Below are 23,542 nucleotides of genomic sequence, written 5' to 3' on the forward strand. Positions count from 1 at the left end.
ACCTCCGGCTACTCCGTCTGAAGAAATCAAAGTAGCCGCATTTGGTGAGCCAGGGACGGCTACCTCAGATGACTTGTCGAGTGCGGCCCACGCCATAACGAACGCACTCGGCGATCGACGCCAGTTCTCCGCGATCGAGCTCCTCAAGGATACCGAGAAGCTGAGGCTCTACTGGCATGGCGAGGCGCCAGCTGGCGTCCTTGACGAGGTAGTCCAGGATCACCCTGGAGTGGTCATCGAAGTGGTTAGCACGACGTACTCGCCGAAGATCCTCCGCGAAACGGCACGCCGGCTGCTTGCTACCGAGTCCGCGGTGCGGGCGGCGATCCCGCGCGCCGACGGTTCCAGCATTCGCGTGGAAGTTGCTGCCGACGAATTGGACGGCACGGTCGAGGAGCTAGAAACGCGCCTATCCCGGGAGACGGGTGTGCCAATAGAGGTTGGTACAGCTCCTCCCGTGCCTGCGGACTAACGCGAACGACAGCACGCAGCATCAGCAGCCGGCGATTGATTGCAGTTCCTCGTGGTCGCGATCATGAGTGCCTTTCCGGTGCCTCTGCCCGAGCGCCGCCGGTGACGAACATGGTGATGTAAGCCCATCCAGGGGGCAGGTCATCGTTGTACGCCGCGACAGCCTGAAACCCCTTCGATGGTGATCAGCCCGGCGTGCTGCAGCTGCGGCAGCCAGTGGCCGGAGGTGATCAGCAGGAGGATCGCGGCCTCGTCGGAGTAGTCGCCGAGGGCGGCGCGCAGCAGGGCGTTCTCCACGCCGACCGGGTCGAGGTCGGCGGCTCTGAGTTCGAAGATCACTGGGTTCTCCCTCTCCCGGCCAGCGGGGGTCGGGGGTGAGTGTGCCGATGGGGTCTGACAGGCGCGGCCGTCGGCGCGGGTGTCGGGCAGCGGTCGCGGGGTGGGTGAGCGCGTCGGGCCGGCAGGCCCGCCGGCAGCTTGCTGACGGTTGGTCTCGACGCGCCAGCGGCGGGGCCTCGCGCGCCCCCCGCCGCCGGCTGGCCACATGAAACCGGCCCCCGCCTCGGCGTGGCCGCCCCCGCGGGGCGTGCGGGGGCAGCCGGACGACGGTCAGCTGGCGCCGGGTGCGGGGTCGGCGGTGGGTTGGTCGGCGGCGTCGATGATCTGTTGTTCGATGTCGGCGAGTGTGTAGCCGCAGGAGGCCAGGAACCGCAGCCAGCGGGCGTCACCGGCGCCGGGGTTGCGCCAGGACTGGCGGTGCAGGCCGGACTCGATGGCGCCGGCGATGTGGGCCAGCAGCGCCACGGGGAGCCGGGCGTCGGGCACGTGTTCGCCGCTGGTCAGCGTGAGCGCGGGCTTGTCCGGGGTGGCCCACCACTGGCCGGGGGCGTCGATGCCGAGGTCGGCGGCGGCGGAGTCCTGGGCCCGGTTGGGTCGCCCGGACAGCCACCGGGACAGTGCCCGGGGGTCGGCGGCCATGGTTTCGACGGCGAACCGCAGCGGGCCCTTGGGTGGGGTCTTGCGCTGCAGCAGGCCCTTGATCCACTCCCGGCGGGTCTCGTCCGCCGCCGCCATCGCCTTGTTGTTCTCGATGGTGGTCCGCCGCTCGGCCGAGGCGGCCTCCCGTTCGGCCTCGCTGGGTTCCTCGGCTGCTGCGTTGGTGGGCAGGGCGGTGGCCGTCCAGCGGGCGCGGTGGCCGTTGCCGGCCGGGTCGGTGCACACCTCGACCGGCTGCGGTCCCTGCCAGCCGGTGGTGCAGACGTAGACCGCGGAGCCGGGGCAGCCGGCGTGGCCGTCGGCGGTCAGCGGCGAGCCGTCGTGCTCGAGGTTGGCCACCCGGGTGGCGGCGCGGCCGGTGTCCTCGTCCAGGACGGTGCGCCCGGCGGCGGTCAGCTCGGCCAGTAGGGCGGCTGCCTGCTCCGCTTCCTGCTTCGCCTGCTTGGCGCGGGTCAGTGCGTGGGCGAACTGCCCGGGTCCCTCCCCCGCTGACGCGATCAGGGCGGCGGTGGTGTCGGGGTCGCCGGCGTAGACGGCGACGGCGGCGGCCTGGTCCAGGGTCAGTCCGGCAGCGGCGACCGCGGCGGCGGTGTCGCCGTCCAGCCGGCCCAACCCGGTGGACTTGGCGACCCTGGTCAGCGGCACGCCGAGGTCGAGCATTGCCTGCACGCCGCGGGCTTCCTCCACCGCGGACAGGCCCCGGCGGTGCAGGTTCTCGGCCATCATCGCGCCCACGTGCCCGGCCTGGGCGGCCCGGTCGCCGTCGGTGGCGTCACGGTCGAGGGCAAGGTCGGGGCGCAGCACGCACGGCACCGTGGTGAGGCCGGCGAGGACCGCGGCGGCAGCCCGGCGGTGCCCAGCCACAAGCTGATGGCCCGGCGTCCCGTCGGCGGCGGCGTGCGGGATCACGGTGAGGGCCTCCAGCACGCCCTGGGCGGCGATGGAGTCGGCCAGCCCGGACAGGTCGCCGAGGTCGTCGCGGATGTTGCGGGGGTGCACGGCCAGCTCCCGGGGGTCCAGCCACACCAGCCGGTGTGCCTGCCCGCCGTCGTCGGCTGTCCCGCCGCCTGCGCTGCCGGCGCCGGCCAGGTCGACGTGCTCGGTCTCGCGCTGCTCGATCCCGGCACGTCGGGCGTTTTCGGTCGCGGACGGCTCGTCGGGCGTGTCCTCCCGGCCGGTGGTCAGAGCGGCAACTGTCGTGGCGGTGGTCATGGCTGGTTCTCCTTCGATGCTCTGCGGGGTGGCGGTGCTCTCGGTGGGGGTGCTGTCGGCGGGGGTGCTGGTGGCGGGCATGTCGCGCTCTCCCCGGTCAGGCAGTGGCGAGGACGCGGGCGCCCCCGGGCTGCGCGACCGGTCCGTCAGGCGGGGCGGTTTCCCCATCCCCCGGCGTGTCCTCGGCGCCCTCGGCGCCATCGAGGTGGTCGAGGATGCGGCGGGCGGCAGCGGTCACCGTGGCCGCGGCGGCGCGGACGACGTCGACGTCCCCGGCCGCCCAGGCGGCGACGTAGGGGACGGTGTAGGCGCCGGCGTCCAGCCCGGCCCAGGCGGTGACGATGTAGGCGACCGACTCGGCCTCGGCCTCCGCCCGCCCGCGGCAGCCCCGGTAGTCATAGCCATCGGCGGTGTGCCCGCACTCGATATGCGCCAGTTCGTGGGCGAGGGTCTTGACCGCCTGCGCGTCGGCGACGTCCGGGCGGACCCGGACGGTGCGGGTGGCCGGGTCAGTGAGGCCGTTGGCCTGCCCGCAGTCCTCGCGGCTCAGCGTGTAGCCGTGCGCGGCGACCTGCGCGGCCAGCGCTACCCACAGGGCGGCGGGGGCGTCACCGGTCAGCAGCTCGGGCGCGATGTCGGGCAGCGGGTCGCCCTCGGTCTGGGAGACGTCGAAGACGTGCGCGACCCGGAACCCGCGCAGCACCCGCCCCCGGGCCGACAGGTCGGCGTCCCCACCGGCCGGCTCCCCCGCCGTCCCCGCCGCCGTCGTGGCGGCGGCCCCACGGGTGTCCTGCCCGGTCCCGGTGTCGGCTCGGGTGTCCTTGGGCGTGTAGGTGCAGGGGGCCAGGACGGCGAGTCCGGTGGATCCCTTGACCACGCTGCGGCCCAGAGCCTTCCAGGTGGTGAACCCGGCCACGCGGGTGGGGCTGAAGCCGAGCCGCGCGGCCTGCAGCTCGATTAGCAGCTGGTTGCCCAGGCTGTAGGTGTGGAACTTGGCGGCGGCATCGAGCATCGCCCGCCACTGCGGATCGGCGGCCAGCTGCTCGACGCGCTCGCCGATCTGGTCGTGCAGGGCGGCGATCTTCGCCGCCCGCGCGGCGTCGGCTGCCTCCCGCTGCGCCGGACTCAGCTGCGGTCGCCGACTCCGGCTTCCCCTGCCGGTGCGACTGCTGCTCGTGCCGCTTGCCGCGCTGCTGGTTGTGCTGCTGGTGCTGGTCATCTGGACCCTCCCGGAACTGGAGCCGACACCGGTACGGGAGGGACTACGGAGTAGGTGTCCTGCCACCCATTCCCCCGGCCCGTCCGGCACAGAGCTCTGCTCAGGGGCCGGGAGCGACGGCGGGGGACGACCGGACCAAGACTGCTTCCGCAGCGCAGCGCCCGAAGGGCGGAAGGATCTTGGTCCGGTCGGGAGGAGACGGCGCGAGAGGCCCCTACGCTGAGCTGCCGGACGGGTCGGGGGACCAGCAAGCACAGCCCGCCGCAGGCGGACCTTGACGACGGCGCAGCCGGCGCCACGCGCAGCGTGGCCCGAAGGGCGCTCCTGCCCTCCCCCAGCGACCGCGGCGCGACGTTGCATTTGACGCGCTCACCGGTCAGGGACCCCTGGTCACCCGACACGCGGCACCAGCCGCTGGCGGACCGATCACGGGCTCCGCCGTCTCGCCATGCTCGAGGTGCGGTGTCGTGCGCCATGTGTCGACCGTGGCCAGGCCAGCGCCCGCCCGAGGGCGTCGGTCCGGATGTCGTGGACAGGAGCCGTCGTCCACCGGGACCAATTGCACCCGAGCCCCCCGATGCCCGCGCCTGCACCGGCTGACTGGAGGACAACAGGAGGACAACTGGAGGAACCCCAGGTCAGCCGCGAACCTCCAGTGGTCCTCCAGTCCCTGTGCGAACACGGGTCCCCCGACTGTCGTCGGCCTACCGGAGAACGTGCCTCACAAGCGCGGGGCGGAGCAGCTCGGCCAGGGACAGCGCCGCGGCGGACAACCGGGCACCGGCCGAAACTGGAGGTGGTCCCGGGAGACCCCCTGATCGGGACGGGACATAACCCAGCCGCAGGACCGGGGGCCGTCCACCGGCTGTCCCGGCGGCCCCCCGGCGCCGGCAGATGCAGGGGCTCCATCGCTGGCAGGTGACGTGCCAGGAACGGCCGCTACAGGAGAACAACCGGAGACATCCGGTCAAGGCTGGCTGTGAGGTGTCACCACCGGGCCCGAAATGGCGCCTTCTGTGGTGAGACCACCGCCCACCACCGACCGCCTCCGGGAGCCAGCCATGCCCGACCCCACCGACGACCACGAGCCCGAACTGCTCACCATCACCGAGGCCGCGGACGTGCTCCGCGCCCCAGTCGCCACCCTCCGCTACTGGCGACACCTCGGCACCGGCCCGAACAGCTTCCGACTCGGCCGGCGCGTCCTCTACCGCCGCGCCGATTTGCGCTGCTGGATCGACGCACAAGCCGACCAGGCCCCGCGCCGATAGCCCCGCGCCTGGCGGAGAGCGGCTGGACCGGACACGGGGCCGCATCGGACTGCGGGCGCACGGTGCGGCCTGGTGGCCCCCCGGCTGTGGACAACGACGGCCGTCCACAGAACCGAACAGGACAGGCCACTGCAGGCGCCGGAACGGCGACGCTCACATCACCGAGAGGAGGAGCGATGGGATGGATAGGACCGGTCGTGGACGACCAGGAGCACGAAGGCTGGGTGGTGCCCTTGTTCGCCGACGGCGCGCAAGGCGCCGGCTCCAGCAGCGCCCGCGGGGTACTGATCGCCCGCCGGCCCGGCGACGAACCGTGCGACGGCGACCGGGTACGGCTGACCTACCGCGACGGCTCCACCGCCGAGGGCATCTGGTCCGACGGCACGCTTCTACGCGGCGACGGGATCGTGCACCCCCCCACCAGCGGCGAGGTTGGCCTGGAGGTGACCGAGCAGGCCGAGGACTGGCTCCCCGATGCCGCGGTCGTCGGCTGGGTCGCCGGCTGCACCTGCGGCTGGCGCGGCACCCCCTGGACCCGCGTACCACCGGAGCTGGCCGACCCTGCGGCGCAGCGGCTGGCCGTCACCGGCCCGTGGGCCGATCTGGAAGCCGCCGACGAGAACCGGGTGCGGCAGGACTGGCTCCGGCACATCGCCGGATGGCAAGCCCTCGAGGACGTCGAGGCGACCGCCGCCCGGCAGGCCGCCGCAGCCCGGGCGCTGGACGAGGCGGTGCGCGCCGCACTCGCCGCCGGAGCCTCGTGGGCCGACATCGGCCGGGTCACCGGCATGACCGGCCGGTCGGCCACCGAGCGGTGGTCCGTCCGTGACTGAGCAGCCGACCGGTCACCCCGGACCGAGCGAGGAAACCCCGCCAGGGCAGCGCACCGTGCTCGTCGTCGACCTCGACGGCGAGCCGCTGGCGCCGCTGCGCGCCCTGGAGGAGATCCTGCTGTGTCTGGGCACGTGGGAGGACGACGACCGGCAGGACCCGAGCGCCGGCACGGAGCCGCTGCGGCTGCCGCCGCCGTTCGCCGGCCGGGTCGCCCTCGCCGCCGTGCAGCGCCTGCTCAGCGCACTCGCGCCCACCCAGTCCCGAGAACCCTGGCGCGGCCGGCTGCTCGCCCCGGAGGGCCGCCACGAGCACGCGCCGCTCACCGCGCTCACCCTCCCCACCGCCGACATCAACGTCCTCTCTGCAACCGCCGCGGCACTCGGGAATTCGGCGCTGAACCCCGAGATCGCCGACCTGGTCAGCACCTTCGCCGAGCAGCTCGGCAGCGGCTACCGCCGGACAGACCGCACCGAGCTGGTCTCGCTCCTTGCACGGCTGGCCGGCCTGCTCGACCTCGCCCCCACCGACGACACCCGACTGCTCATCACCCGGCTGCGGACCACCCCGCTCGGCACCGACTGCGTGCTCACTGACGCCGAGGAAGCCGCCCACGCCCGCACCGCCGACCGCATGAACCACATCTGGGCGCACGGCTCCGGCATCGACCGCTACCTCTACTGACCCGCGCGACCGCCCCGAGCGGCGAGGCGCCAGGGAACCGCGCCGTTCGGCCGAGCAGCTTCGGGACCTGGCCGACGGGACCGCGGGGATCGGTTGAGGAGGTCGCCGTCCAGGGCCAGCCAGCCCACCGGCCCGCACCGACTATAGCTGCGGCGGCGCCCAAGGCTGGTTCCTCCAGGCCCAGTGCCCCGACGGGACCACCTTCGTCGTGGAGCACCCGGGGAGGGACCCCCACCGGGGGTAGGAGCGTGGCTGGCTTGGCCTCCGAGAGCGCCTCTTGACCCGCCGCCTTCAGCGTGGTCATTCTGGGCCGCGAGGAAACCTCGGTTGTCCGGATCCAGTGGCCGGATAATTGTGCCCGGCACGCTGAAAGCTGCCGGTCAACGACCTGCAAAGATGCCTTGCCGCACAGCGCTGGGGCCCCTACAGCTTCTAAGCACTTGGTCGCAGGTTCGATCCCTGCCGGGCGCGCTGGGTGCCCGCGGGTTCGGACCGGCGGGGCGGCCGCCTCGTCGTCCTGCTCGCCGTCCGGCACGGTCGCCGCGGACCGGGCGGCGTGGGCGTCAGAAGCCAAGGATGTAGTCACTGCAGGTGGTGATGCCGAGCCTGCGTCCCGACACCTCGAGGTCTTCGTTGGAGACCCACCCCTGGTTCGTGCGCGTCCACCAGCCGCCGTCCGGACGAGCAGCCGAGCCGGTGGCTGGTACGTCCAACTCGCACAGCGCCCTGAGCCGGCCGCCCGCCGGCAGCTGGTCCTTCGCCGGGGAGGTGATGTCGGCGTCACTGCGGGGGAACCTCCGCAGGTCGACCGCCCGCGGAAGATAGGCCCACGTGTACGTCCCGCGGAATCCCCCAGCAGTTCGCGTCTCGATGTCTTCCCACTCCATCCGGATCGAGCCGGCCTCGTCCCTGCCCAGGCGAGCCAGCACCCGGTACGGAGTCACGTCCCCGTCCAGGAGGAACCGCCGGATCTGCACCGTGAACTCGGCCGGGTGATCGTTCGTCCGCTCCGGAGGCCCCGTCACCTCCGTCCAGAGGACCGGCTGCAGCGACGCCTGGTACTCCGTCCTTCCGCCGGGGAACGAGTCCGAACCGCGCCACTCGGGTGACAGAAGGTTCCATGCGTCCGACGCATTGGCGGCGGTGGCGGAGCCGTAGTAGCGGACGAAGAACTCGCCCGCCTCGCGGTCGCTGATGGGGTCATAGGTGCGGTCGCAGACGACACCGTGCCCGGGGACGGACTGCACCTTCGGGCAGACGTAGTCGCGGAAATCCTCACTGTTCAAGAGAGCGAGCCAGAGCGCGCCTATGACGGCCGCGAGCGTGCTCCCGAGGGCGGCCAGCCCCTTCCCCACCTTCGAGCGAGGGGCACCCGAACCTTCCGCTGCCATCCGTCTCTCCCGTTGCCGCGGCGATCCGGTGAGTGTCGAGCCCCGACGTGCATGCACGGGGTGTCCCGGCTCCGGCACCCGTTCGGTCAGATGGAAGGGAGGCGTGTCCGGCCGTGCCCGCACCCGCAGCGCGACAGAGGGTCAGCACCCTGGCGCTGAGTCGTGCCCGCCGGTCGCTGCCGGTGGGCGGTGTACCGCGCACTCGCAGCGGCGATCAGTCGCGGCGCCACACGCCCGGCACGGCCCGCTCCCGCCCCGTGAAGCTGCGAGCGCCCGTGGTCGTGAACGGCATCCCGATCGTCCCGTCGAATGCCCACCGCATGGCGGCGCTCAGCGCCCGCGGGACGACGGCGGCCTGAGGACGGCGAACGGGTCGGTGACCTCCATGCGCGGCGTCACGAACCGGTAGAGCGCCGCCGGCCGGCCACCTGCCCGCCCGGACGCCGCCGTCTCCCCCGTCGCCTCCAGGACGCCCCGACGCAGGAGCACGCGCTGCAGGTTCGTCGCGGTGACCTCGTAGCCGAGGGCGGCCACGTAGATCTCGCGCAGCTCGGCGACGGAGAACGCCGGCGGCGCCAGGGCGAAGCCGATGTTGGTGTACGACAGCTTGGCCCGCAGCCGCTCCAGGGCCGACTCCACGATCGAGCCGTGGTCGAAGGCGGTCCGGGGCAGCGCGTCCACCGGGTGCCACGCCGTGTCGTCGGGCAGCACGGGATCCAGGTCGCCGGGGATCAGCCCGAGGTAGGCGGTGGCCACCGTGCGGCTGCGCGGATCGCGGTGGGGGTCGCTGCGCGTCTCCAGCTGCTCGAGGTGCGCCAGCTGGGCGACCTCCACCTTCGACGCGAGCTGCCGACCGACCGACGCGCCGAGGGTCTCCTCCGGCAGCAGCGGACCGCCGGGCAGCGCCCAGGCTCCCGCGAACGGATCCTTGGCCCGCTGCCAGAGCATCCCGTGCAGCCGGCCCGCGCGGACCTGCAGCACCACGGCCAGCGCCTGGTGCGGGTAGGCCGGCCGCTCCGGCGAGGACCACACGGATGTCACGGACCTCATGCTAGGTTTCGCGGCAGAGGTTTCCGCCTCAAAGTACGAAACCCAACTCCTCCGGAGGTCCTGGTGACCGCAACCCTGCCCGCCCGCACCCCCGCCCAGTGGACGCCCGGGCAGTGGCAGGACTGGCGCGACGAGGTGCGGCACCTGGCCGCCGAGCGCGACGCCGTCGTCCTGGCGCACAACTACCAGGCCGCGCACATCCAGGACGTCGCCGACCACGTGGGCGACTCCCTCGCCCTCTCCCGCATCGCCGCGGCCAGCACGGCGAGCACCATCGTCTTCGCCGGCGTCCACTTCATGGCCGAGACGGCGAAGATCCTCGCCCCGGAGAAGACCGTCCTGGTGCCGGACGCCGCCGCCGGCTGCTCGCTGGCCGACACCGTCACCGCCGAGCAGCTGCGCGCGTGGAAGGCCGAGCACCCCGGCGCCGCCGTCGTCTCCTACGTCAACACCACCGCCGAGGTGAAGGCCGAGACCGACATCTGCTGCACCTCGTCCAACGCCGTCGAGGTGGTCGAGTCGATCCCCGCCGACCGCGAGGTCCTCTTCCTCCCCGACCAGTTCCTCGGCGCGCACGTCCAGCGGGTCACCGGCCGGACGAACATGCGCATCTGGATGGGTGAGTGCCACGTGCACGCCGGCATCTCCCCCACCGACCTGCGGCAGAGCATCGAGGACGCCCCCGACGCCGAGGTGCTCGTGCACCCCGAGTGTGGCTGCGCGACCAGCGCGCTGTGGATGGTCGGCCAGGGCGAGCTGCCCGAGGACCGCGTGCACGTGCTCTCCACCGGCGCGATGCTGGACCAGGCGAGGCGGACGACGGCCACGCGGGTGCTGGTCGCCACCGAGATCGGCATGCTGCACCAGCTCCGCCAGGCCAACCCGGCCGCCGCGTTCGAGGCGGTCAACCCGCGCGCCGAGTGCCCCTACATGAAGATGTCGACGCCGGAGAAGCTGCTCCGCGCGCTCCGCGAGGGCCGCGACGAGGTCATCGTCGATCCAGACGTCGCTGCCCGCGCCCGCTCGGCCGTCGAGGCGATGATCGCCCTCGGCACGCCGTCGCTGGTCGGCGAGTGACCGTGGGGCCCCGCCGCTCCGCGCCGGTCGCCCCCGCCGTCGTCCCGGCGCTGCCGCTGCCCGCGGCCGGGTGGAGCCGCAGCACGGACGTGGTCGTGGTCGGCAGCGGCGCCGCCGGGCTGATGACGGCGCTGGCGCTGGCCGGTGCGGGGCGCCGGGTCGCCGTCGTCACCAAGGGGGCGTTGGGCGACGGCAGCACCCGCTGGGCGCAGGGTGGCCTGGCCGCCGTCCTCGGTACCGACGACGACGCCGCGCTGCACCTGCAGGACACCCTCGCCGCCGGCGCCGGGCTCTGCGATCCCGACGCCGTGGCCGCGCTCGTCGCCGAGGCGCCGGCCGCCGTCCGGCTGCTGCAGGACCTCGGCGCCCGGCTCGACCTCGACCCCCGGGGCCGCCCGGCGCTCACCCGCGAGGGCGGGCACAGCCGCAACCGGATCGTGCACGCCGGCGGGGACGCCAGCGGCGCGGAGGTCACCCGCACCCTGGTCCAGGCGCTGGGCGACGCCGGGGTCGAGGTGCACGAGCACACCCTCGCGCTGGACGCCCTCCGCAGCGACGACGGCGCGGTGGTCGGGCTGCGGATCGCCCGCGTCGCCGCCGACGGCGCCCTGACCGACGCCGGCGACCTGCGTGCGCACGCCGTCGTCCTGGCCACCGGCGGGTACGGGCAGGCCTACGCCGCGGCCACCAGCCCGGCCGGCGCGACCGGCGACGGGCTCGCCCTCGCCCTGCGCGCGGGGGCGGAGGTCGCCGACGTGGAGCTGGTCCAGTTCCACCCGACCGTGCTCTGGCAGGGGCCGGGCGCAGCGGGCCAGCAGGTGCTGATCAGCGAGGCGGTGCGCGGCGAGGGCGCCGTCCTCGTCGACGGCGCCGGACGGCGCCTGATGCCCCGAGCGCACCCGCTGGCCGACCTCGCGCCGCGCGACGTCGTCTCGGCCACGATCGCCGCGCACCTGGCGACCACCGGCGAGGAGTGCGTCTTCCTGGACGCCACCGGGCTCGGTGCGGACTTCCTGGAGCACCGCTTCCCCGGCATCGTGCGCAGTTGCCGGGATGCCGGGTTCGACATGACCACCGCGCCGGTGCCCGTGACGCCCGGCGCGCACTACACCTGCGGCGGGGTGCTGGCCGACCTGGACGGCCGCACGGGCGTCCCCGGGCTCCACGCCGTCGGGGAGGTCGCCTGCACCGGCGTCCACGGGGCCAACCGGCTGGCGTCCAACTCGATCACCGAGGGGCTGGTCGCCGCCCGCCGCTGCGCCGCCCTCCTGGACGCCGGGCTGCCACCGGGTGCGCCTCCCGAGCCGGCCGCCGGCGGGCCCTTCGCCGCGGGAGCCGTCGATCCCTCGGTGCGGCCGGCGATCGGGGCGGCCACCAGCCGGCACGCCGGCGTCCTGCGTACGGCGGCCGGGCTGACCGAGCTGATCGGCAGCCTGGCCGGCGCCCCACGCCTTCCTGCCGACCGCCCGCTGGACCTCGCCGCCGTCGAGGCCACTGCCGTGCACTCCGTCGCGACCCTGCTGGCCACCGCCGCGCTCGCGCGCCCGGAGAGCCGCGGCTGCCACCGGCGCGCGGACGCCCCCGGCACCCGGCCCGAGTGGCAGGTGCGGCTCGCGCACCGCCTCGACGGCGCCGGCCGCGTGCACACCCGCGCCGTGCCGCTCGGCGTGCCCGGCACCGACCGGACCCAGGGAGTGGCATGACCGAGTGGTTCCCGCTGCGCGCGGAGCTCGCCGACGTCCTGCGCGACGGCGGACTCGACCCCGAAGCCGTGGAGCGGGTGATCCGGGGGGCGCTGGAGGAGGACCTGGCGCTGGGCCCCGACGTCACCACCGTGGCCACCGTGCCCGACCACGCGGGCGCCACCGGTGAGGTCGTGCCGCGGTCGGCCGGCGTGCTGGCCGGCATCCCGGTGGCGGCCGCGGTGTTCGACATCGTCGGCGGCACCGACGTCGAGGTGGTGCTGCACGCGGCCGACGGGATGGCGGCCCGCACGAACTCTCCGGTTCTCGGCGTCACCGGACCCACCCGCGCGCTGCTCACGGCCGAACGGACGGCCCTGAACCTGGTCGGCCGGCTCTCCGGCATCGCCACGCTCACCCGGCGCTGGGTGGACGCGGTCTCGGGTACGGGCGCGGCGATCCGCGACACCCGCAAGACCACCCCGGGCCTGCGGGCGCTGGAGAAGTACGCCGTCCGCTGCGGAGGCGGGGTAAACCACCGCATGGCGCTCGGCGACGCAGCGCTGGTCAAGGACAACCACGTCGCCGCGGCGGGCGGGATCACCGCGGCCGTCGAGGCGGTGCGCGCCCACTCCCCCGCCGTCCCGCTGGAGGTCGAGTGCGACACCCTCGACCAGGTGCGCGAGGCGATCGCCGCGGGGGTGCAGCTGGTGCTGCTGGACAACTTCGGCCTCGCCGACACGCGGGCGGCGGTGGCGCTGGTGCGCGGGACCTCCGTGCGGCTGGAGGCCAGCGGCGGGCTCTCGCTGGAACGGGCCACCGAGGTGGCGGCGACCGGCGTCGACTACCTGGCGGTCGGGGCGCTCACCCACAGCGCCCCCGTGCTCGACCTGGGCTTCGACCTGCGCGGCTGAGCAGCCCCGCCGCAGCAGCCAGGCGCCGGCGACTGCGCTCTGCGGGCGTTCCTCGCGCATCGAGGGCCCTGCAGAACCGCCGAAGCCCGAGGAACACCCGCAGAGCGGGGCGCGCCGGCGCGGGCCCGGCTACCGCCGCTGGGGGTGGACCCAGCCGATCGCCGGCGCCACGTGCTCGACGATCGTCTGCAGCAGGGAGGCGTTGTACTCGACGCCCAGCATGTTGGGCACGGTCAGCAGCAGGCTGTCGGCCTCCCGGACGGCGGCGTCCTTGGCCAGCTCCTCGGCGAGCACGTCCGGCTCGCCGGTGTAGCTCTTGCCGAAGCGGGCCCGCACGCCCTCGAGGATGCCGACCTGGTCCTCGCCGTCCCGGCCACCGCCGAAGTACTGCCGATCCAGGTCGCTGACGATCGGCAGCACGCTGCGGCTCACCGAGACGCGCGGCTCGCGCTCCCACCCGGCCGCGGCCCAGGCGGCGCGGTAGCGGGTGATCTGCTCGGCCTGCAGCTCGTCGAAGGGAACGCCCGTGTCCTCCACCAGCAGCGTCGAGCTCATCAGGTTCAGCCCCTGCTGCGCCGTCCACTCGGCGGTCGCGCGGGTGCCCGAGCCCCACCAGATCCGGTCGGCCAGCCCCGGCGACTGCGGCTGGATCGCGAGCTTCCCCGTCGCGCCGCCGGTCATCCGCGGGTCGGCGTCGACCATCGGCTGCCCGGAGACCGCGGCCAGGAACAGCGCGGTTTTCTGCCGCGCCAGGTCGGCGTCGCTGCTGCCCTCGCCCGGCACGTAGCCGAACGCCTCCGAGCCGCGCAGCGCAGTTTCCGGTGATCCCCGGCTGACGCCGAGCTGCAGCCGGCCGTCGGCCAGCAGGTCGGTCGCCGCGGCCTCCTCGGCCATGTACAGCGGGTTCTCGTAGCGCATGTCGATGACGCCGGTACCCAGCTCGATCCGGCTGGTGCGCGCCGCCATCGCCGCCAGCAACGGGAACGGCGAGGCGAGCTGCCGCGCGAAGTGGTGCACCCGCACGTAGGCGCCGTCGAGCCCGAGCTCCTCGGCGGCCATCGCGAGCTCCACGGTCTGCACGAGGGCGTCCCGCCCGGTGCGCACCTGTGACCCGGGAATGGGCTGCCAGTGCCCGAAGGACAGGAACCCGATCCGCTTCTCCACGACTGCTCCTTCTCGTCGATGTCTGCCGCACCAGCGCGGTGGGGGCGGTCCGGATTCCCGGTGCTTGTGGCAGATCCTCCGTAGCAGGTGCGACCGGTGGGGCGGATGCGTCCGGATGCGACGCTCTGTGACGGGCTGACCACGACTCTCCGTGACGCGGTTCCGTCACTTCTTGCCTGCAATGCGTGACGCTGTCCCGGTGAGCCCTCCCGCATCCGAGACGCCCCGGCCCCCGGGCGCGCCTGGCGGCGCCGCCGGGCAGCGCTTGCGGGCGATCGACACGCTGCTCGCCGACCGGGGCCAGCTGTTCCAGGCCCTGTTCCTCTCCGCACCGATCGCCAAGGCCCTCGTCGACCTCGACGGGCACGTACTGGTCGCCAACCCGCGGATGTGCGCCCTCACCGGCCGCACCGCCGAGAGCCTGTCCGGCCGGCACGTCGACCTGCTGGCCCACCCCGACGACCCGCCGGTGGGCGACCTCGGGCTGCAGCCGGCTCCCGGGGAACCCGACCTGGACCCCAACCTGCTCCTCGACGGCGAGCGCCGGCTGCGCCGCTCCGACGGCACCGAGCTGTGGGTGGTCCAGTCGCACGAGGTGGTGCGGCAGAACAACGGGACGCCGCAGTTCGTCGTCCTCTCGCTGGTCGACGTCACCGACCGGCGCCGCGCGGAGGAGGACGCCGTCCGCCGCGCGTTCATGGACCCGCTGACCGGGCTCCCCAACCGCCGCGCGCTCACCGACCGGCTGCGCCACGCCGTCGCGCTCTCCCGCCGCCGGGGCCTGCAGGTCGGCCTGGTGCACCTCAACATCGACCGGTTCCAGGCCGTCAACGACGCCCTCGGCCACGAGGCCGGCGACCTGCTGCTCAGCCAGTTCGCCGACCGGCTGCGCTGGAGCACCCGGGTCGAGGACACCGCCGTGCGCCTGGGCGCCGACGAGTTCCTGGTCGTCGCCGAGGACGTCGAGGACCTCGACGGCCTGCGGGCGCTGGCCGACCGCCTGCTGAGCGTGCTCGACGAGGCGTTCGTGGTGAACGGCCGGGAGGTCACGCTGTCGGCCAGCGTCGGGCTCACCCTCGGCGCCGACATGCCCCCCGACGACCTGCTCCGCCAGGCGCAGAGCGCGCTGACGAAGGCCAAGGCCGACGGCCAGCGCGCCCGCATCGAGGTGCACGAGGGAGCGCTCAACCGCAACGACGTCGACGCGCTGCAGCTGGAGACCGACCTGCGGCACGCCCTCGACCACGACGAGCTGCGGCTGTTCTACCAGCCGATCGTGCACCTCGCCGACGAGACGCTGCTCGGCTACGAGGCGCTGATCCGCTGGCAGCACCCCACCCGGGGCCTGCTGCCGCCCGGCGCGTTCCTCGACGCCGCGGAGAACAACCGGCTCACCTCGAAGCTCGGGGCGTGGGTGCTCCGGCGGGCCTGCCTGGACGCCGCCACCTGGTCCGACGACCTGCGGGTGCACGTCAACATCTCCGCCCGCCACCTCGCCGAGGACGGCTTCAGCGAGCTCGTCGCGGCCGCGCTGGAGGAGTCCGGCCTCCCGCCGCACCGGCTCGAGCTGGAGATCACCGAGTCCACGGCCCTGTTCGCCGCGGAGGCCACGCTGCACTCGGTCGCCGTCGTCACCGACCAGGGCGTCACGCTCGCCCTGGACGACTTCGGCACCGGCTACTCGGCCATCACCGCGCTGCACCGGCTGCCCATCCACACGGTGAAGATCGACCGCTCGTTCGTGGCCGACGTGGTCACCCAGCCTTCGACCGCCGCACTCGTGCACGGCCTGCTGCAGCTGGGCCGCGGCATGGGCCTGCAGGTGATCGCCGAGGGCATCGAGGACCTCGACCAGGCCGCCTGGCTGCTCGACCACGGCTGCGCCATGGCCCAGGGCTACGCGTTCGGCCGCCCGGCGCCGCTGCCCAGCCCGACCGAGGTGCTCATCGGCGAGGTGACCGAGGCCCCGGCCGAGGACGTCGCCGGCGAGCTGCTGCCCGAGCCCCCGCCCGCGCTCCCCCGGCAGCGGAGGCCGTCGACCCCCGAGGGGCACGACGGCACCGACACCGGCCGGCTCACCGCCCGCACGCTCTTCGACGAGCTCGCCGACCCCGACGAGTAGTCGCCCCCGCCGCTCGTGCACGAACGGTCGTCGTCCGCACCGGATGACGACCGTTCGTGCACAGACGGGGGTGCTCAGCGTCGCGGCAGGGCCAGGGGCACGCCCACCGGCCCCGGTCCGCCGGGGTTCCCGGTCAGCCGCGGTAGGTCTCCAGCAGCCGCAGCCAGATCTCGCTGATCGTCGGATAGGCGGGAACGGCGTGCCACAGCCGCGCGATCGGCACCTCGCCGACGACGGCGATCGTCGCCGCGTGCAGCAGCTCGGCGACCGCCGGGCCGACGAAGGTGACCCCGAGCAGCACCTCGCGCTCTGTGTCGACGACCGCGATCGCCGTCCCGGTGTAGCCGTCGGCGAAGACCGCGGCGCCGGACACGCTGCCGATGGGGTACTCGACGACGCGGTGCGGCAGGCCCGCCTCCTGCGCCTCGGCGGCGGTCCGACCGACGCTGGCGATCTGTGGATCGGTGAAGACCACCGACGGCGTCGCGACGTCGTCGGCGGTGTCCACGAACGGCGACCACGGTGCCGTGTCGACCTGCTCGCCGCGGGCCCGCGCGACGATCGCGGCCCCGGCCTGGCGGGCCTGGTACTTGCCCATGTGGGTGAGCTGCGCCCGGCCGTTGACGTCGCCGACGCCGTAGAGCCAGGGGATCCCCTCCACCCGCAGCGTGGCGTCGACGGAGAGGTACTCCCCCGGCTCCAGACCGACGGTGCCGGCGCCGATGTCGGTGGTGCGGGCCGAGCGGCCGATCGCGACCAGCACCTCGTCGCCGCGGACCTCGCCGTCCGCCGTCGTGAGCACCACCTCGGGGCCGTCCCGGCGCGCGGCGGTCACCTCCGTGCCCAGCCGGACGTCGACGCCGGCCTTCCGCAGCGACCCGGCGACCGCCTCCCCGGCCTGTGGCTCCAGGCGCGGCAGCAGCCGGTCGCCGCGCTGCAGCACGGTCACCTGCGAACCGAGGGCCTGCCAGGCGGTGGCCATCTCGCAGCCGACGTAGCCGCCCCCGAGCACCAGGAGCCGGCCCGGGGCCTCCTCGGCGCTGGTCGCCTCGCGCGGCCCCCAGGCGTCGACGTCGGCCAGCCCCTCGACGGGGGGCACGGTGGCGGCCGAGCCCGTGCAGACGGCGACCGCGTGGCGGGCGGTCAGCCGGGTCGTCGTCCCGTCGTCGGCGGTGACGACGACGGTGCGCTCGCCGTCGAGCCGGCCGGCGCCCCGGAGCAGGTCGATGCCGGCGCCGTGCACCCACTCGACCTGGCCCGAGTCGTCCCAGTGCGAGGTGAACGAGTCGCGGCGGGCGAGCGTGGCCGCGACGTCCTGCTCCCCCGTCACCGCCGCCGCCGCGCCCTGCACGGCCCGCGCCTCCGCGAGCACCTCGGTGCCCCGCAGCAGCGTCTTGCTCGGCATGCACGCCCAGTAGGAGCACTCGCCGCCGACCAGCTCGGGCTCGACGAGGACCGCCGACAGCCCGCCCCGCACGACGACGTCGGCGACGTTCTCCCCGGTCGACCCCGCTCCCAGGACCACGACGTCGTACGTGCGCTCGGCTCCGCTCACCGGTTCATCCTGGTCGTGTGGTCGACTGGCCGCCATGCCGCTCGACGCCCCCGAGTTCACCGCCGCCCTGGCCCAGTACGCCGCCGGGGTGTGCCTGCTGACCGTGCGGGACGACATCGACGACGTCGGGACGACGGTCAGCTCGGTCATGAGCGTGTCGGCCGCACCGCCGCTGGTCGCCGTCGGCCTGACCGCCGACGGGTACCCCGCCGAGGTGCTCGAGGCGGTGGGCAGCTGCGCGCTGACCGTGCTGGCCGCGCCGCACGCCATCGTCGCGTCCCGGTTCGCCTCCGCCGGGCGGCCCAGCGCGCGGCACCTGCTGGAGACGGTGCCCTGGACCAGGGCGGAGGGCAGCGGCGCCATCGTCCTGCGCGATGCCCCGGCCGCCCTGGACTGCCGCCTGGAGCGGCTGGCCGAGGCCGGCGACCACGTGCTCGCCCTCCTGCGGGTCGAGGCCGTGCCCGTGCTGAACCCGGCCGCGCCACCCCTGCTGCGGGTGCGCGGCCGCTTCGTCGACGAGACGGGAGCCGCAGCCGGGCGGGGCTGAGCGACCGCGATCGACGGAGCCCGCGAGCGGAGCCGTGCAGCGCGGAAGTCCGTTCCCACGGCGAGACTGTCCCCCTACGCGCCCCGACCCGATCCCGGGCCGTCCGACAGAGAGGCTCACCGATGAGTTCGCCGCAGCCCGTCGCGAGGCGGATCCTCGAAGCATTCGCGGCCGCCGGTGTGCAGACCGCCTTCGGGCTCCCCGGGGTGCACAACCTGTCGTTCTGGCGGGAGACCGGCCCCGGCCTGCCCCGGATCGTCGGAGTCCGCCACGAGCAGACAGCGGTCTACGCCGCCGACGGCCTCGCCCGCGCCACCGCAGGTCTGGGGGTCGCACTGACCACCACCGGCCCCGGCGCCGCGAACGCCGCCGGCGCCTTCGGCGAGGCCGCCGCCTCAGGCACGCCGCTGGTCCTCGTGGCCAGCGAGGTGTCGACGAAGCTGGCCCGCCCGGGGGTGAGCCGCGGCATCCTGCACGAATCGCGGAACCAGGCGGGGATCTTCGAACCCCTGGCGAAGGCGGTGTTCCGGCCCCGGACCGCCGAGGAGGCGAGTGCGGCCGTCGCCGATGCGATCCGGACGGCGATGACCTGCCCGCGCGGCCCGGTTTACATCGACATCCCCACCGACGTCCTGAGCCAGCCCGCTCCGGCTGTTCCCCGGCACCCGATCACCCGGGTCGCCCCGGAGGCCGCGTCGATCCAGGCCCTGCACGAGTTGGTCGAGAAGTCGCCGTCGGTCGTCCTGTGGGTCGGCGGTGGGGCCGTGCAGGCCGACGCGGCCGAGCAGGTAGCGGCGCTCGCCGAGCGGTTGCAGGCCCCCGTCATCACCACCTACACCGCCCGCGGCATCCTCCCGCCGGACTCCCCGTATCTGGTGGGGCTCCCCCCGCACGAGCCCGAGATCGCCGACCTGGTGGCGGGCGCCGACCTGCTGATCGGCATCGGCAGCGACTTCGACGGGATGATGACCCGCAACTGGTCCATGCCGTTGCCCCGGGCCATGGCGACGATCAACTGCGCCGCCGAGGACCTCACCAAGAACTACCCGTTCGACGTCGCGGTGCTCGGCGATGCCAAGCAGGCGCTGCAGTCGTTGCTCGCCCTCCCGACCGGGCCCCGGCCCGCGGTGGCCGGACGGGTGAGCGAGGTCCGCGCCCGCTGCTGGAACCGGCTGTCCGGCGATCCCCGTGCCGCGGCCGGGCTGGAGCTGCTCGAGTCGCTGCACACCGCGATGCCGGACGGCACGGTCGTCGTCGCCGACATGGCGATCCCCGGCTACTGGTTCGGCGGCTACGCCACGGTCCAGCGGCCGCGGACGCTCCAGTACCCCGTCGGGTGGGGAACGCTCGGGTACGCCCTGCCTGCCTCGGTCGGCCCCGGGGTGCTCGGCGACCGGCCGGTGCTCGCCGTCTGCGGCGACGGCGGCTTCATGTTCGCGGTGGGTGAGCTGGCGACCATCGCCCAGGAGAACCTCCCCGTCACGGTCCTCGTCGTCGACGACGGCGGTTACGGCATGCTGCGCTACGACCAGGACCACGCCGGCGACGAACACCGCGGCGTCGACCTCCTCCGCCCGGACTTCGCCGCGCTCGCCGAGTCCTTCGGCATTCCGGCGACGCGGGCCACCGGGCTCGGTCAGCCGCTGGCGGAGGCACTGGGCACGGCCCTGTCCAGCGGGAAGCCGCGACTGGTCGTCACCGAGGCGACGCTGACCCCGCCGCGGACGACCTCTCCCCGATGGGCGGAGTGACCGGTCCGTCGTGGGTCCGGTCGCGGCCGGGGTCCGACGCCGGTTGTCACATCCGCGGGCCCGGCGGTGCTATCCGTGCATGGACCTCGTACGGCACGGACGGCCGGCAGCGGCGGCCGTCCTGACATTCCCCGGTCGCGTGGGCCGGGTCGGAGGGACGGGCGGCGTGCCGGCAGCAGCGACCCGCGACGCGGTGCGGCCCGACCTCGAGGAGGTCTTCCGCCGGGAGTACCAGCGGGTGGTCGGGGTCGCCGCCCGGGTGCTCGGCTCCCGCGACCAGGCCGAGGACGTCGCGCAGGAGGTCTTCCTGTCCTTCGGCCGCTCGCCGGTCCCCGCCGCCGAGGCCGCCGGCTGGCTGTCGGTCGCCGCGGCCCACACCGCGCTGAACCTGATCCGCTCGGGGCGCCGCCGGGCCTCCCGGGAGGAGTCGGTGGCCTCCGCCGCCGAATCCGTCGCACCCGACGTGGCCGACACGGTGCTCACCCTCGAGGACCGCAGCCGCGTCCGGGCGGCCCTCGCCCGGCTGCCCCGCACGCAGGCGACCGCGCTCGTGCTGCGCCACAGCGGTCTGAGCTACGCCGAGGTCGCCACCGCGCTCGGTCTGTCCCCCGGCAGCGTCGGCACCACCGTGCGCCGCGCCGAATCCGCCCTTCGCAAGGAGCTGAACCGTCATGCGTCACCCGAATGAGGGCGTCCTCCGCCGGCTGATCGACGAGCCCGCCGGAGTCTCCGACGCCGACCGCGCGCACGTGGCCGGCTGCGCCGTCTGCTCCCGCGCCCTGGACGACGCCCGCGCCGACGCACACCTCGTCGGGGCGGCGCTCGGCGGATCCGGCGCCGTGGACACGGACGCGGCGTGGGCCCGGTTCTCCGCCGCCTCCGCCCCGTCGACCGTGACCGCCTTCCGTCCGGCGCGCAGTGCCGGGCGCAACCGCTGGGGCACGGCGGTCCGGCGTCCCGCCGTGGCCGCGCTCGGCGCGGTGGTCCTGCTGACCGGCGCGGGGGTCGCGGCCGCCAACGACTGGCTGCCGATCTTCCAGACCGAGCGGGTCGACCCGGTCGAGGTCACCGCCACCGATCTGGTGCAGGTGCCCGACCTCTCGTCCTACGGCGACCTGCAGATCACCGAGGAGCCCGACCCCGAGCAGGTGGCCGACGCCGCGACCGCGCGCGAGCGCACCGGTCTCGACGTCCCGGAGGTCACCGAGCTGCCCGAGGGCGTGACCGGAAAGCCGACCTACCAGGTGGCCGGCGTCGTGGGCGCCGCCTTCACCTTCTCGGCCGACAAGGCGGCGCAGGCCGCAGCCGCCGAGGGCGAGGTCCTGCCTCCTCCGCCGGCCGGTCTCGACGGCAGCCAGATCCGGTTCGAGGCCGGTCCCGGGGTCGCGGCGATGTGGTCGCAGCCGACCGGCGTGCCGACCCTCGTCGTCGCCCGGGTGGGCGCGCCGAAGGTGTTCTCGTCAGGCGTGCCGTTCGAGACCGTCCGCGACTACCTGCTGTCGCTGCCCGGCCTCCCCGACGGCCTCGCCGACCAGCTGCGCGACCTCTCCACCGACGCCGCGACGCTGCCGCTGCCGGTCCCGGCGGAGATGGTGACCAGCTCGACCGCCGACGTCGACGGGTCGGAGGCGACGGTGCTCACCACCCGCAACGGGCTCTTCGCCGGCGTGGTCTGGGTGGAGGACGGCGTGATGACCGGCGTGGCCGGGACGCTCAGCGCCGACGAGCTCCTCGCGGTCGCCCGTGACCTCCGCTGACGCCGCTACCGTCCGCGGCGTGACCTCGAACGCCCCCGCGGCCCGCGGGCTCGACGACCTGCCGCCGTCCCCGGCGGTCTGGTGCTCCGGGCTGCGCAAGCGGTACGGACGCCGGACCGCCGTCGAGGACGTGTCCTTCAGCGTCGGCCGCGGTGAGGTCGTCGGCCTGCTCGGCCCCAACGGCGCCGGGAAGACCAGCGTCATCAAGATGCTGCTCGGCCTGGTGCGGCCCGACGCCGGGGAGGTGCTGCTGCTCGGGCGGCCGTCGTCGGACCCGCGCTCCCGCAGCGACGTCGGGTACCTGCCCGAGCTGTTCCGCTACCAGCCGTGGCTGACCGCGGCCGAGGTGCTGGACCTGCACGTGAAGCTGTCCCGCCTCGCCGTCCCCGCCGAGGAGCGCCGCGAGTGCCTGGCGCTCGTCGGCCTCGCCGAACGGGCCGGGGACCGCGTCGGCAGCTTCTCCAAGGGCATGCAGCAGCGGCTGGGCCTGGCCGTCGCCCTGGTCGCCCGGCCGCAGCTGGTCGTCCTCGACGAGCCGACCAGCGCGCTGGACCCGCTGGGCCGGGTCGACGTCCGCGACCTCGTCCTCGCGCTGAAGTCCCGCGGCGTCGCGGTGCTGCTCAACTCGCACCTGATCGGCGAGGTGGAGCGGGTGTGCGACCGGGTGGTGATCCTCGACAGAGGGCAGGTGGCGGCGTCGGGCACCCTGGCCGAGCTGCTCGGGCAGCGCGAGGTCCGGCTGCGGCTGGCCGGCGTCGACCGGCAGGTCGAGGAGCGGCTGCGGGCGGCCGGCACGCTGACGCGCAGCGGCGACTGGTTCACCGTCGCGCTGTCGTCCGAGGACGACGGCGTGACCGTGCCCGACCTGGTGGCCGACCTGGTCGCCCTCGGCGTGCGGGTGCACGCCGTCGAGCCGGTGCGCATCAGCCTCGAGGAACGGCTGCTCGCCGTCCTCCGGCACGAGGAGCCGACGCCGTGACGGCGCTGACCGTCGCAGGCCTCACCCTGCGGGAGGCGTCCCGGCGCAAGGTCGTCCGGGCGCTGCTGGCGTTGACCGTGGTGCTGCTCGCGCTCAGCGGCTGGGGGTTCTCGAAGCTGATCGGCCTGGACACCGAGCTGGGCACGCTGACCAGCGGGGAGGCCCGCCTGGTCGCCTCGATGCTGGTCAACCTGATCATGTTCGGCTTCAGCCTCATCGCGGCGATCGGCACGGCGTTCCTGGCCGGGCCGACGCTCGCCGGCGAGGTCGAGTCGGGCCAGGCGCTGGCGATGCTGGCCCGGCCGGTCCGCCGGTCGTCGGTGCTGATCGGCAAGTGGCTGGGCCTGCTCACCTTCGGCTGCGGCTACGTGGTGCTCGCCGGTCTGGCGCAGCTGCTCGTCGTGCGCGGCGTCGTCGGTTACTGGCCGCCGTCGCCGGCCACCGGGCTCGCCCTGCTCGCGGCCGAGACGGTCGTGCTGCTGACGCTGGCCCTGCTGCTGTCCAGCGTCGTCTCGCCGATGGCGTCGGGCATCATCGCGGTCGGGCTCTTCGGGGCCACCTGGGTCGCCGGCGTCGTCGGCGGCATCGGCGGGGCGCTGGGCAACGAGGGCGTCGAGCGGGTCGGCAGCGTCTCGCGGGTGCTGCTGCCCACCGACGGGCTGTGGCGCGGTGCCATGAACGCCTTCCAGGACCGGACGGCGCTGATGCAGATGGGCCCCGAGGGCGGCTTCCCGTTCCTCAGCGATGCGGCGCTGACGCCGGCCTACCTCGCGTGGGCGGCGGTGTGGGTCGCGGTGATCCTGGGGCTGACCGCGCTCTCCTTCCAGCGCCGCGACATCTGAGCAGTCCTACGACGGGCACCACCGGGT

The 23,542-nt window shown here is 74.5% G+C and carries 21 protein-coding genes; 13 read left to right on the forward strand and 8 right to left on the reverse strand.

Going from position 1 to position 23,542, the window contains the following annotated elements; all coding sequences use genetic code 11:
• Window positions 1-64: 64 nt before the first annotated feature.
• From ACI791_RS02020 to ACI791_RS02035, 4 genes are all read right to left on the reverse strand, one after another.
• The gene (locus tag ACI791_RS02020) at window positions 65-223 is read right to left on the reverse strand and encodes a hypothetical protein (protein WP_347059923.1); all 159 of its coding nucleotides are present in this window, start codon (window positions 221-223) and stop codon (window positions 65-67) included.
• 389 nt (window positions 224-612) lie between these two features.
• A complete protein-coding gene (locus ACI791_RS02025; RefSeq protein WP_347059921.1) occupies window positions 613-810 on the reverse strand; it encodes a hypothetical protein in 198 nt (65 codons plus the stop codon).
• A 270-nt stretch (window positions 811-1,080) separates the two neighbouring features.
• On the reverse strand, window positions 1,081-2,760 hold the full coding sequence (locus ACI791_RS02030) for a ParB/RepB/Spo0J family partition protein (protein WP_347059919.1): 1,680 nt from the start codon (window positions 2,758-2,760) through the stop codon (window positions 1,081-1,083).
• 16 nt (window positions 2,761-2,776) lie between these two features.
• Window positions 2,777-3,898, reverse strand: coding sequence for an ArdC-like ssDNA-binding domain-containing protein (locus ACI791_RS02035; protein ID WP_347059918.1), 1,122 nt, complete (start codon window positions 3,896-3,898; stop codon window positions 2,777-2,779).
• Between the two features lie 1,061 nt (window positions 3,899-4,959).
• Here ACI791_RS02035 and ACI791_RS02040 point away from each other — a divergent pair.
• From ACI791_RS02040 to ACI791_RS02050, 3 genes are all read left to right on the forward strand, one after another.
• Window positions 4,960-5,169 (forward strand): helix-turn-helix transcriptional regulator, encoded by a 210-nt coding sequence (locus tag ACI791_RS02040; RefSeq protein ID WP_347059917.1) that lies wholly within the window; start codon window positions 4,960-4,962, stop codon window positions 5,167-5,169.
• A gap of 197 nt (window positions 5,170-5,366) precedes the next feature.
• Window positions 5,367-6,002, forward strand: coding sequence for a hypothetical protein (locus tag ACI791_RS02045; RefSeq protein WP_347059916.1), 636 nt, complete (start codon window positions 5,367-5,369; stop codon window positions 6,000-6,002).
• Window positions 5,995-6,684, forward strand: a complete 690-nt coding sequence (locus ACI791_RS02050; protein ID WP_347059915.1) for a LuxR family transcriptional regulator — start codon at window positions 5,995-5,997, stop codon at window positions 6,682-6,684. The genes ACI791_RS02045 and ACI791_RS02050 overlap by 8 nt, the downstream gene beginning before the upstream one ends.
• 563 nt (window positions 6,685-7,247) lie before the next feature.
• Here ACI791_RS02050 and ACI791_RS02055 read toward each other — a convergent pair.
• Both ACI791_RS02055 and ACI791_RS02060 read right to left on the reverse strand, forming a co-directional pair.
• On the reverse strand, window positions 7,248-8,039 hold the full coding sequence (locus ACI791_RS02055; protein ID WP_456584503.1) for a hypothetical protein: 792 nt from the start codon (window positions 8,037-8,039) through the stop codon (window positions 7,248-7,250).
• Window positions 8,040-8,405: 366 nt separating this feature from the next.
• Window positions 8,406-9,116: an NUDIX hydrolase gene (locus ACI791_RS02060; RefSeq protein WP_456584504.1), complete on the reverse strand. Its 711-nt coding sequence runs from the start codon at window positions 9,114-9,116 to the stop codon at window positions 8,406-8,408.
• Between the two features lie 72 nt (window positions 9,117-9,188).
• Between ACI791_RS02060 and nadA the strand changes: the two genes are divergently transcribed.
• Genes nadA through nadC form a run of 3 tightly spaced genes read left to right on the forward strand, consistent with a single transcriptional unit; the run spans window position 9,189 to window position 12,798 of the window.
• The gene (gene nadA / locus ACI791_RS02065) at window positions 9,189-10,202 is read left to right on the forward strand and encodes a quinolinate synthase NadA (protein ID WP_456584505.1); all 1,014 of its coding nucleotides are present in this window, start codon (window positions 9,189-9,191) and stop codon (window positions 10,200-10,202) included.
• Window positions 10,199-11,905 carry an L-aspartate oxidase gene (locus ACI791_RS02070; protein WP_456584506.1) on the forward strand — a complete coding sequence of 569 codons (1,707 nt, stop codon included), beginning with the start codon at window positions 10,199-10,201 and terminating at the stop codon, window positions 11,903-11,905. Before nadA ends, ACI791_RS02070 begins: the two co-directional genes overlap by 4 nt.
• On the forward strand, window positions 11,902-12,798 hold the full coding sequence (nadC, locus tag ACI791_RS02075) for a carboxylating nicotinate-nucleotide diphosphorylase (RefSeq protein WP_456584507.1): 897 nt from the start codon (window positions 11,902-11,904) through the stop codon (window positions 12,796-12,798). Before ACI791_RS02070 ends, nadC begins: the two co-directional genes overlap by 4 nt.
• 129 nt (window positions 12,799-12,927) lie before the next feature.
• Here nadC and ACI791_RS02080 read toward each other — a convergent pair whose 3' ends face one another.
• A complete protein-coding gene (locus ACI791_RS02080) occupies window positions 12,928-13,962 on the reverse strand; it encodes an LLM class flavin-dependent oxidoreductase (protein WP_456584508.1) in 1,035 nt (344 codons plus the stop codon).
• A 199-nt stretch (window positions 13,963-14,161) separates the two neighbouring features.
• On the opposite strand from ACI791_RS02080, the gene ACI791_RS02085 reads away from it, so the two are divergent.
• Window positions 14,162-16,084 carry a putative bifunctional diguanylate cyclase/phosphodiesterase gene (locus tag ACI791_RS02085; protein WP_456584509.1) on the forward strand — a complete coding sequence of 641 codons (1,923 nt, stop codon included), beginning with the start codon at window positions 14,162-14,164 and terminating at the stop codon, window positions 16,082-16,084.
• 133 nt (window positions 16,085-16,217) lie between these two features.
• Here ACI791_RS02085 and ACI791_RS02090 read toward each other — a convergent pair whose 3' ends face one another.
• A complete protein-coding gene (locus tag ACI791_RS02090) occupies window positions 16,218-17,639 on the reverse strand; it encodes a dihydrolipoyl dehydrogenase family protein (RefSeq protein WP_456584510.1) in 1,422 nt (473 codons plus the stop codon).
• Between the two features lie 34 nt (window positions 17,640-17,673).
• On the opposite strand from ACI791_RS02090, the gene ACI791_RS02095 reads away from it, so the two are divergent.
• The 6 genes from ACI791_RS02095 to ACI791_RS02120 all read left to right on the forward strand — a co-directional run bounded on the left by ACI791_RS02095 (window position 17,674) and on the right by ACI791_RS02120 (window position 23,515).
• A complete protein-coding gene (locus tag ACI791_RS02095) occupies window positions 17,674-18,186 on the forward strand; it encodes a flavin reductase family protein (RefSeq protein WP_456584511.1) in 513 nt (170 codons plus the stop codon).
• A 122-nt stretch (window positions 18,187-18,308) separates the two neighbouring features.
• A complete protein-coding gene (locus ACI791_RS02100) occupies window positions 18,309-19,937 on the forward strand; it encodes a thiamine pyrophosphate-binding protein (RefSeq protein ID WP_456584512.1) in 1,629 nt (542 codons plus the stop codon).
• A gap of 166 nt (window positions 19,938-20,103) precedes the next feature.
• Window positions 20,104-20,625, forward strand: a complete 522-nt coding sequence (locus ACI791_RS02105; protein ID WP_456584513.1) for a sigma-70 family RNA polymerase sigma factor — start codon at window positions 20,104-20,106, stop codon at window positions 20,623-20,625.
• The gene (locus ACI791_RS02110; protein ID WP_456584514.1) at window positions 20,609-21,694 is read left to right on the forward strand and encodes a hypothetical protein; all 1,086 of its coding nucleotides are present in this window, start codon (window positions 20,609-20,611) and stop codon (window positions 21,692-21,694) included. Before ACI791_RS02105 ends, ACI791_RS02110 begins: the two co-directional genes overlap by 17 nt.
• Before the next feature lie 19 nt (window positions 21,695-21,713).
• Window positions 21,714-22,673, forward strand: a complete 960-nt coding sequence (locus ACI791_RS02115; protein ID WP_456584515.1) for an ABC transporter ATP-binding protein — start codon at window positions 21,714-21,716, stop codon at window positions 22,671-22,673.
• Window positions 22,670-23,515: an ABC transporter permease subunit gene (locus ACI791_RS02120; RefSeq protein ID WP_456584516.1), complete on the forward strand. Its 846-nt coding sequence runs from the start codon at window positions 22,670-22,672 to the stop codon at window positions 23,513-23,515. The genes ACI791_RS02115 and ACI791_RS02120 overlap by 4 nt, the downstream gene beginning before the upstream one ends.
• The last annotated feature ends 27 nt before the right edge of the window (window positions 23,516-23,542 follow it).

This window comes from Blastococcus sp. SYSU DS0973, from assembly GCF_054051055.1.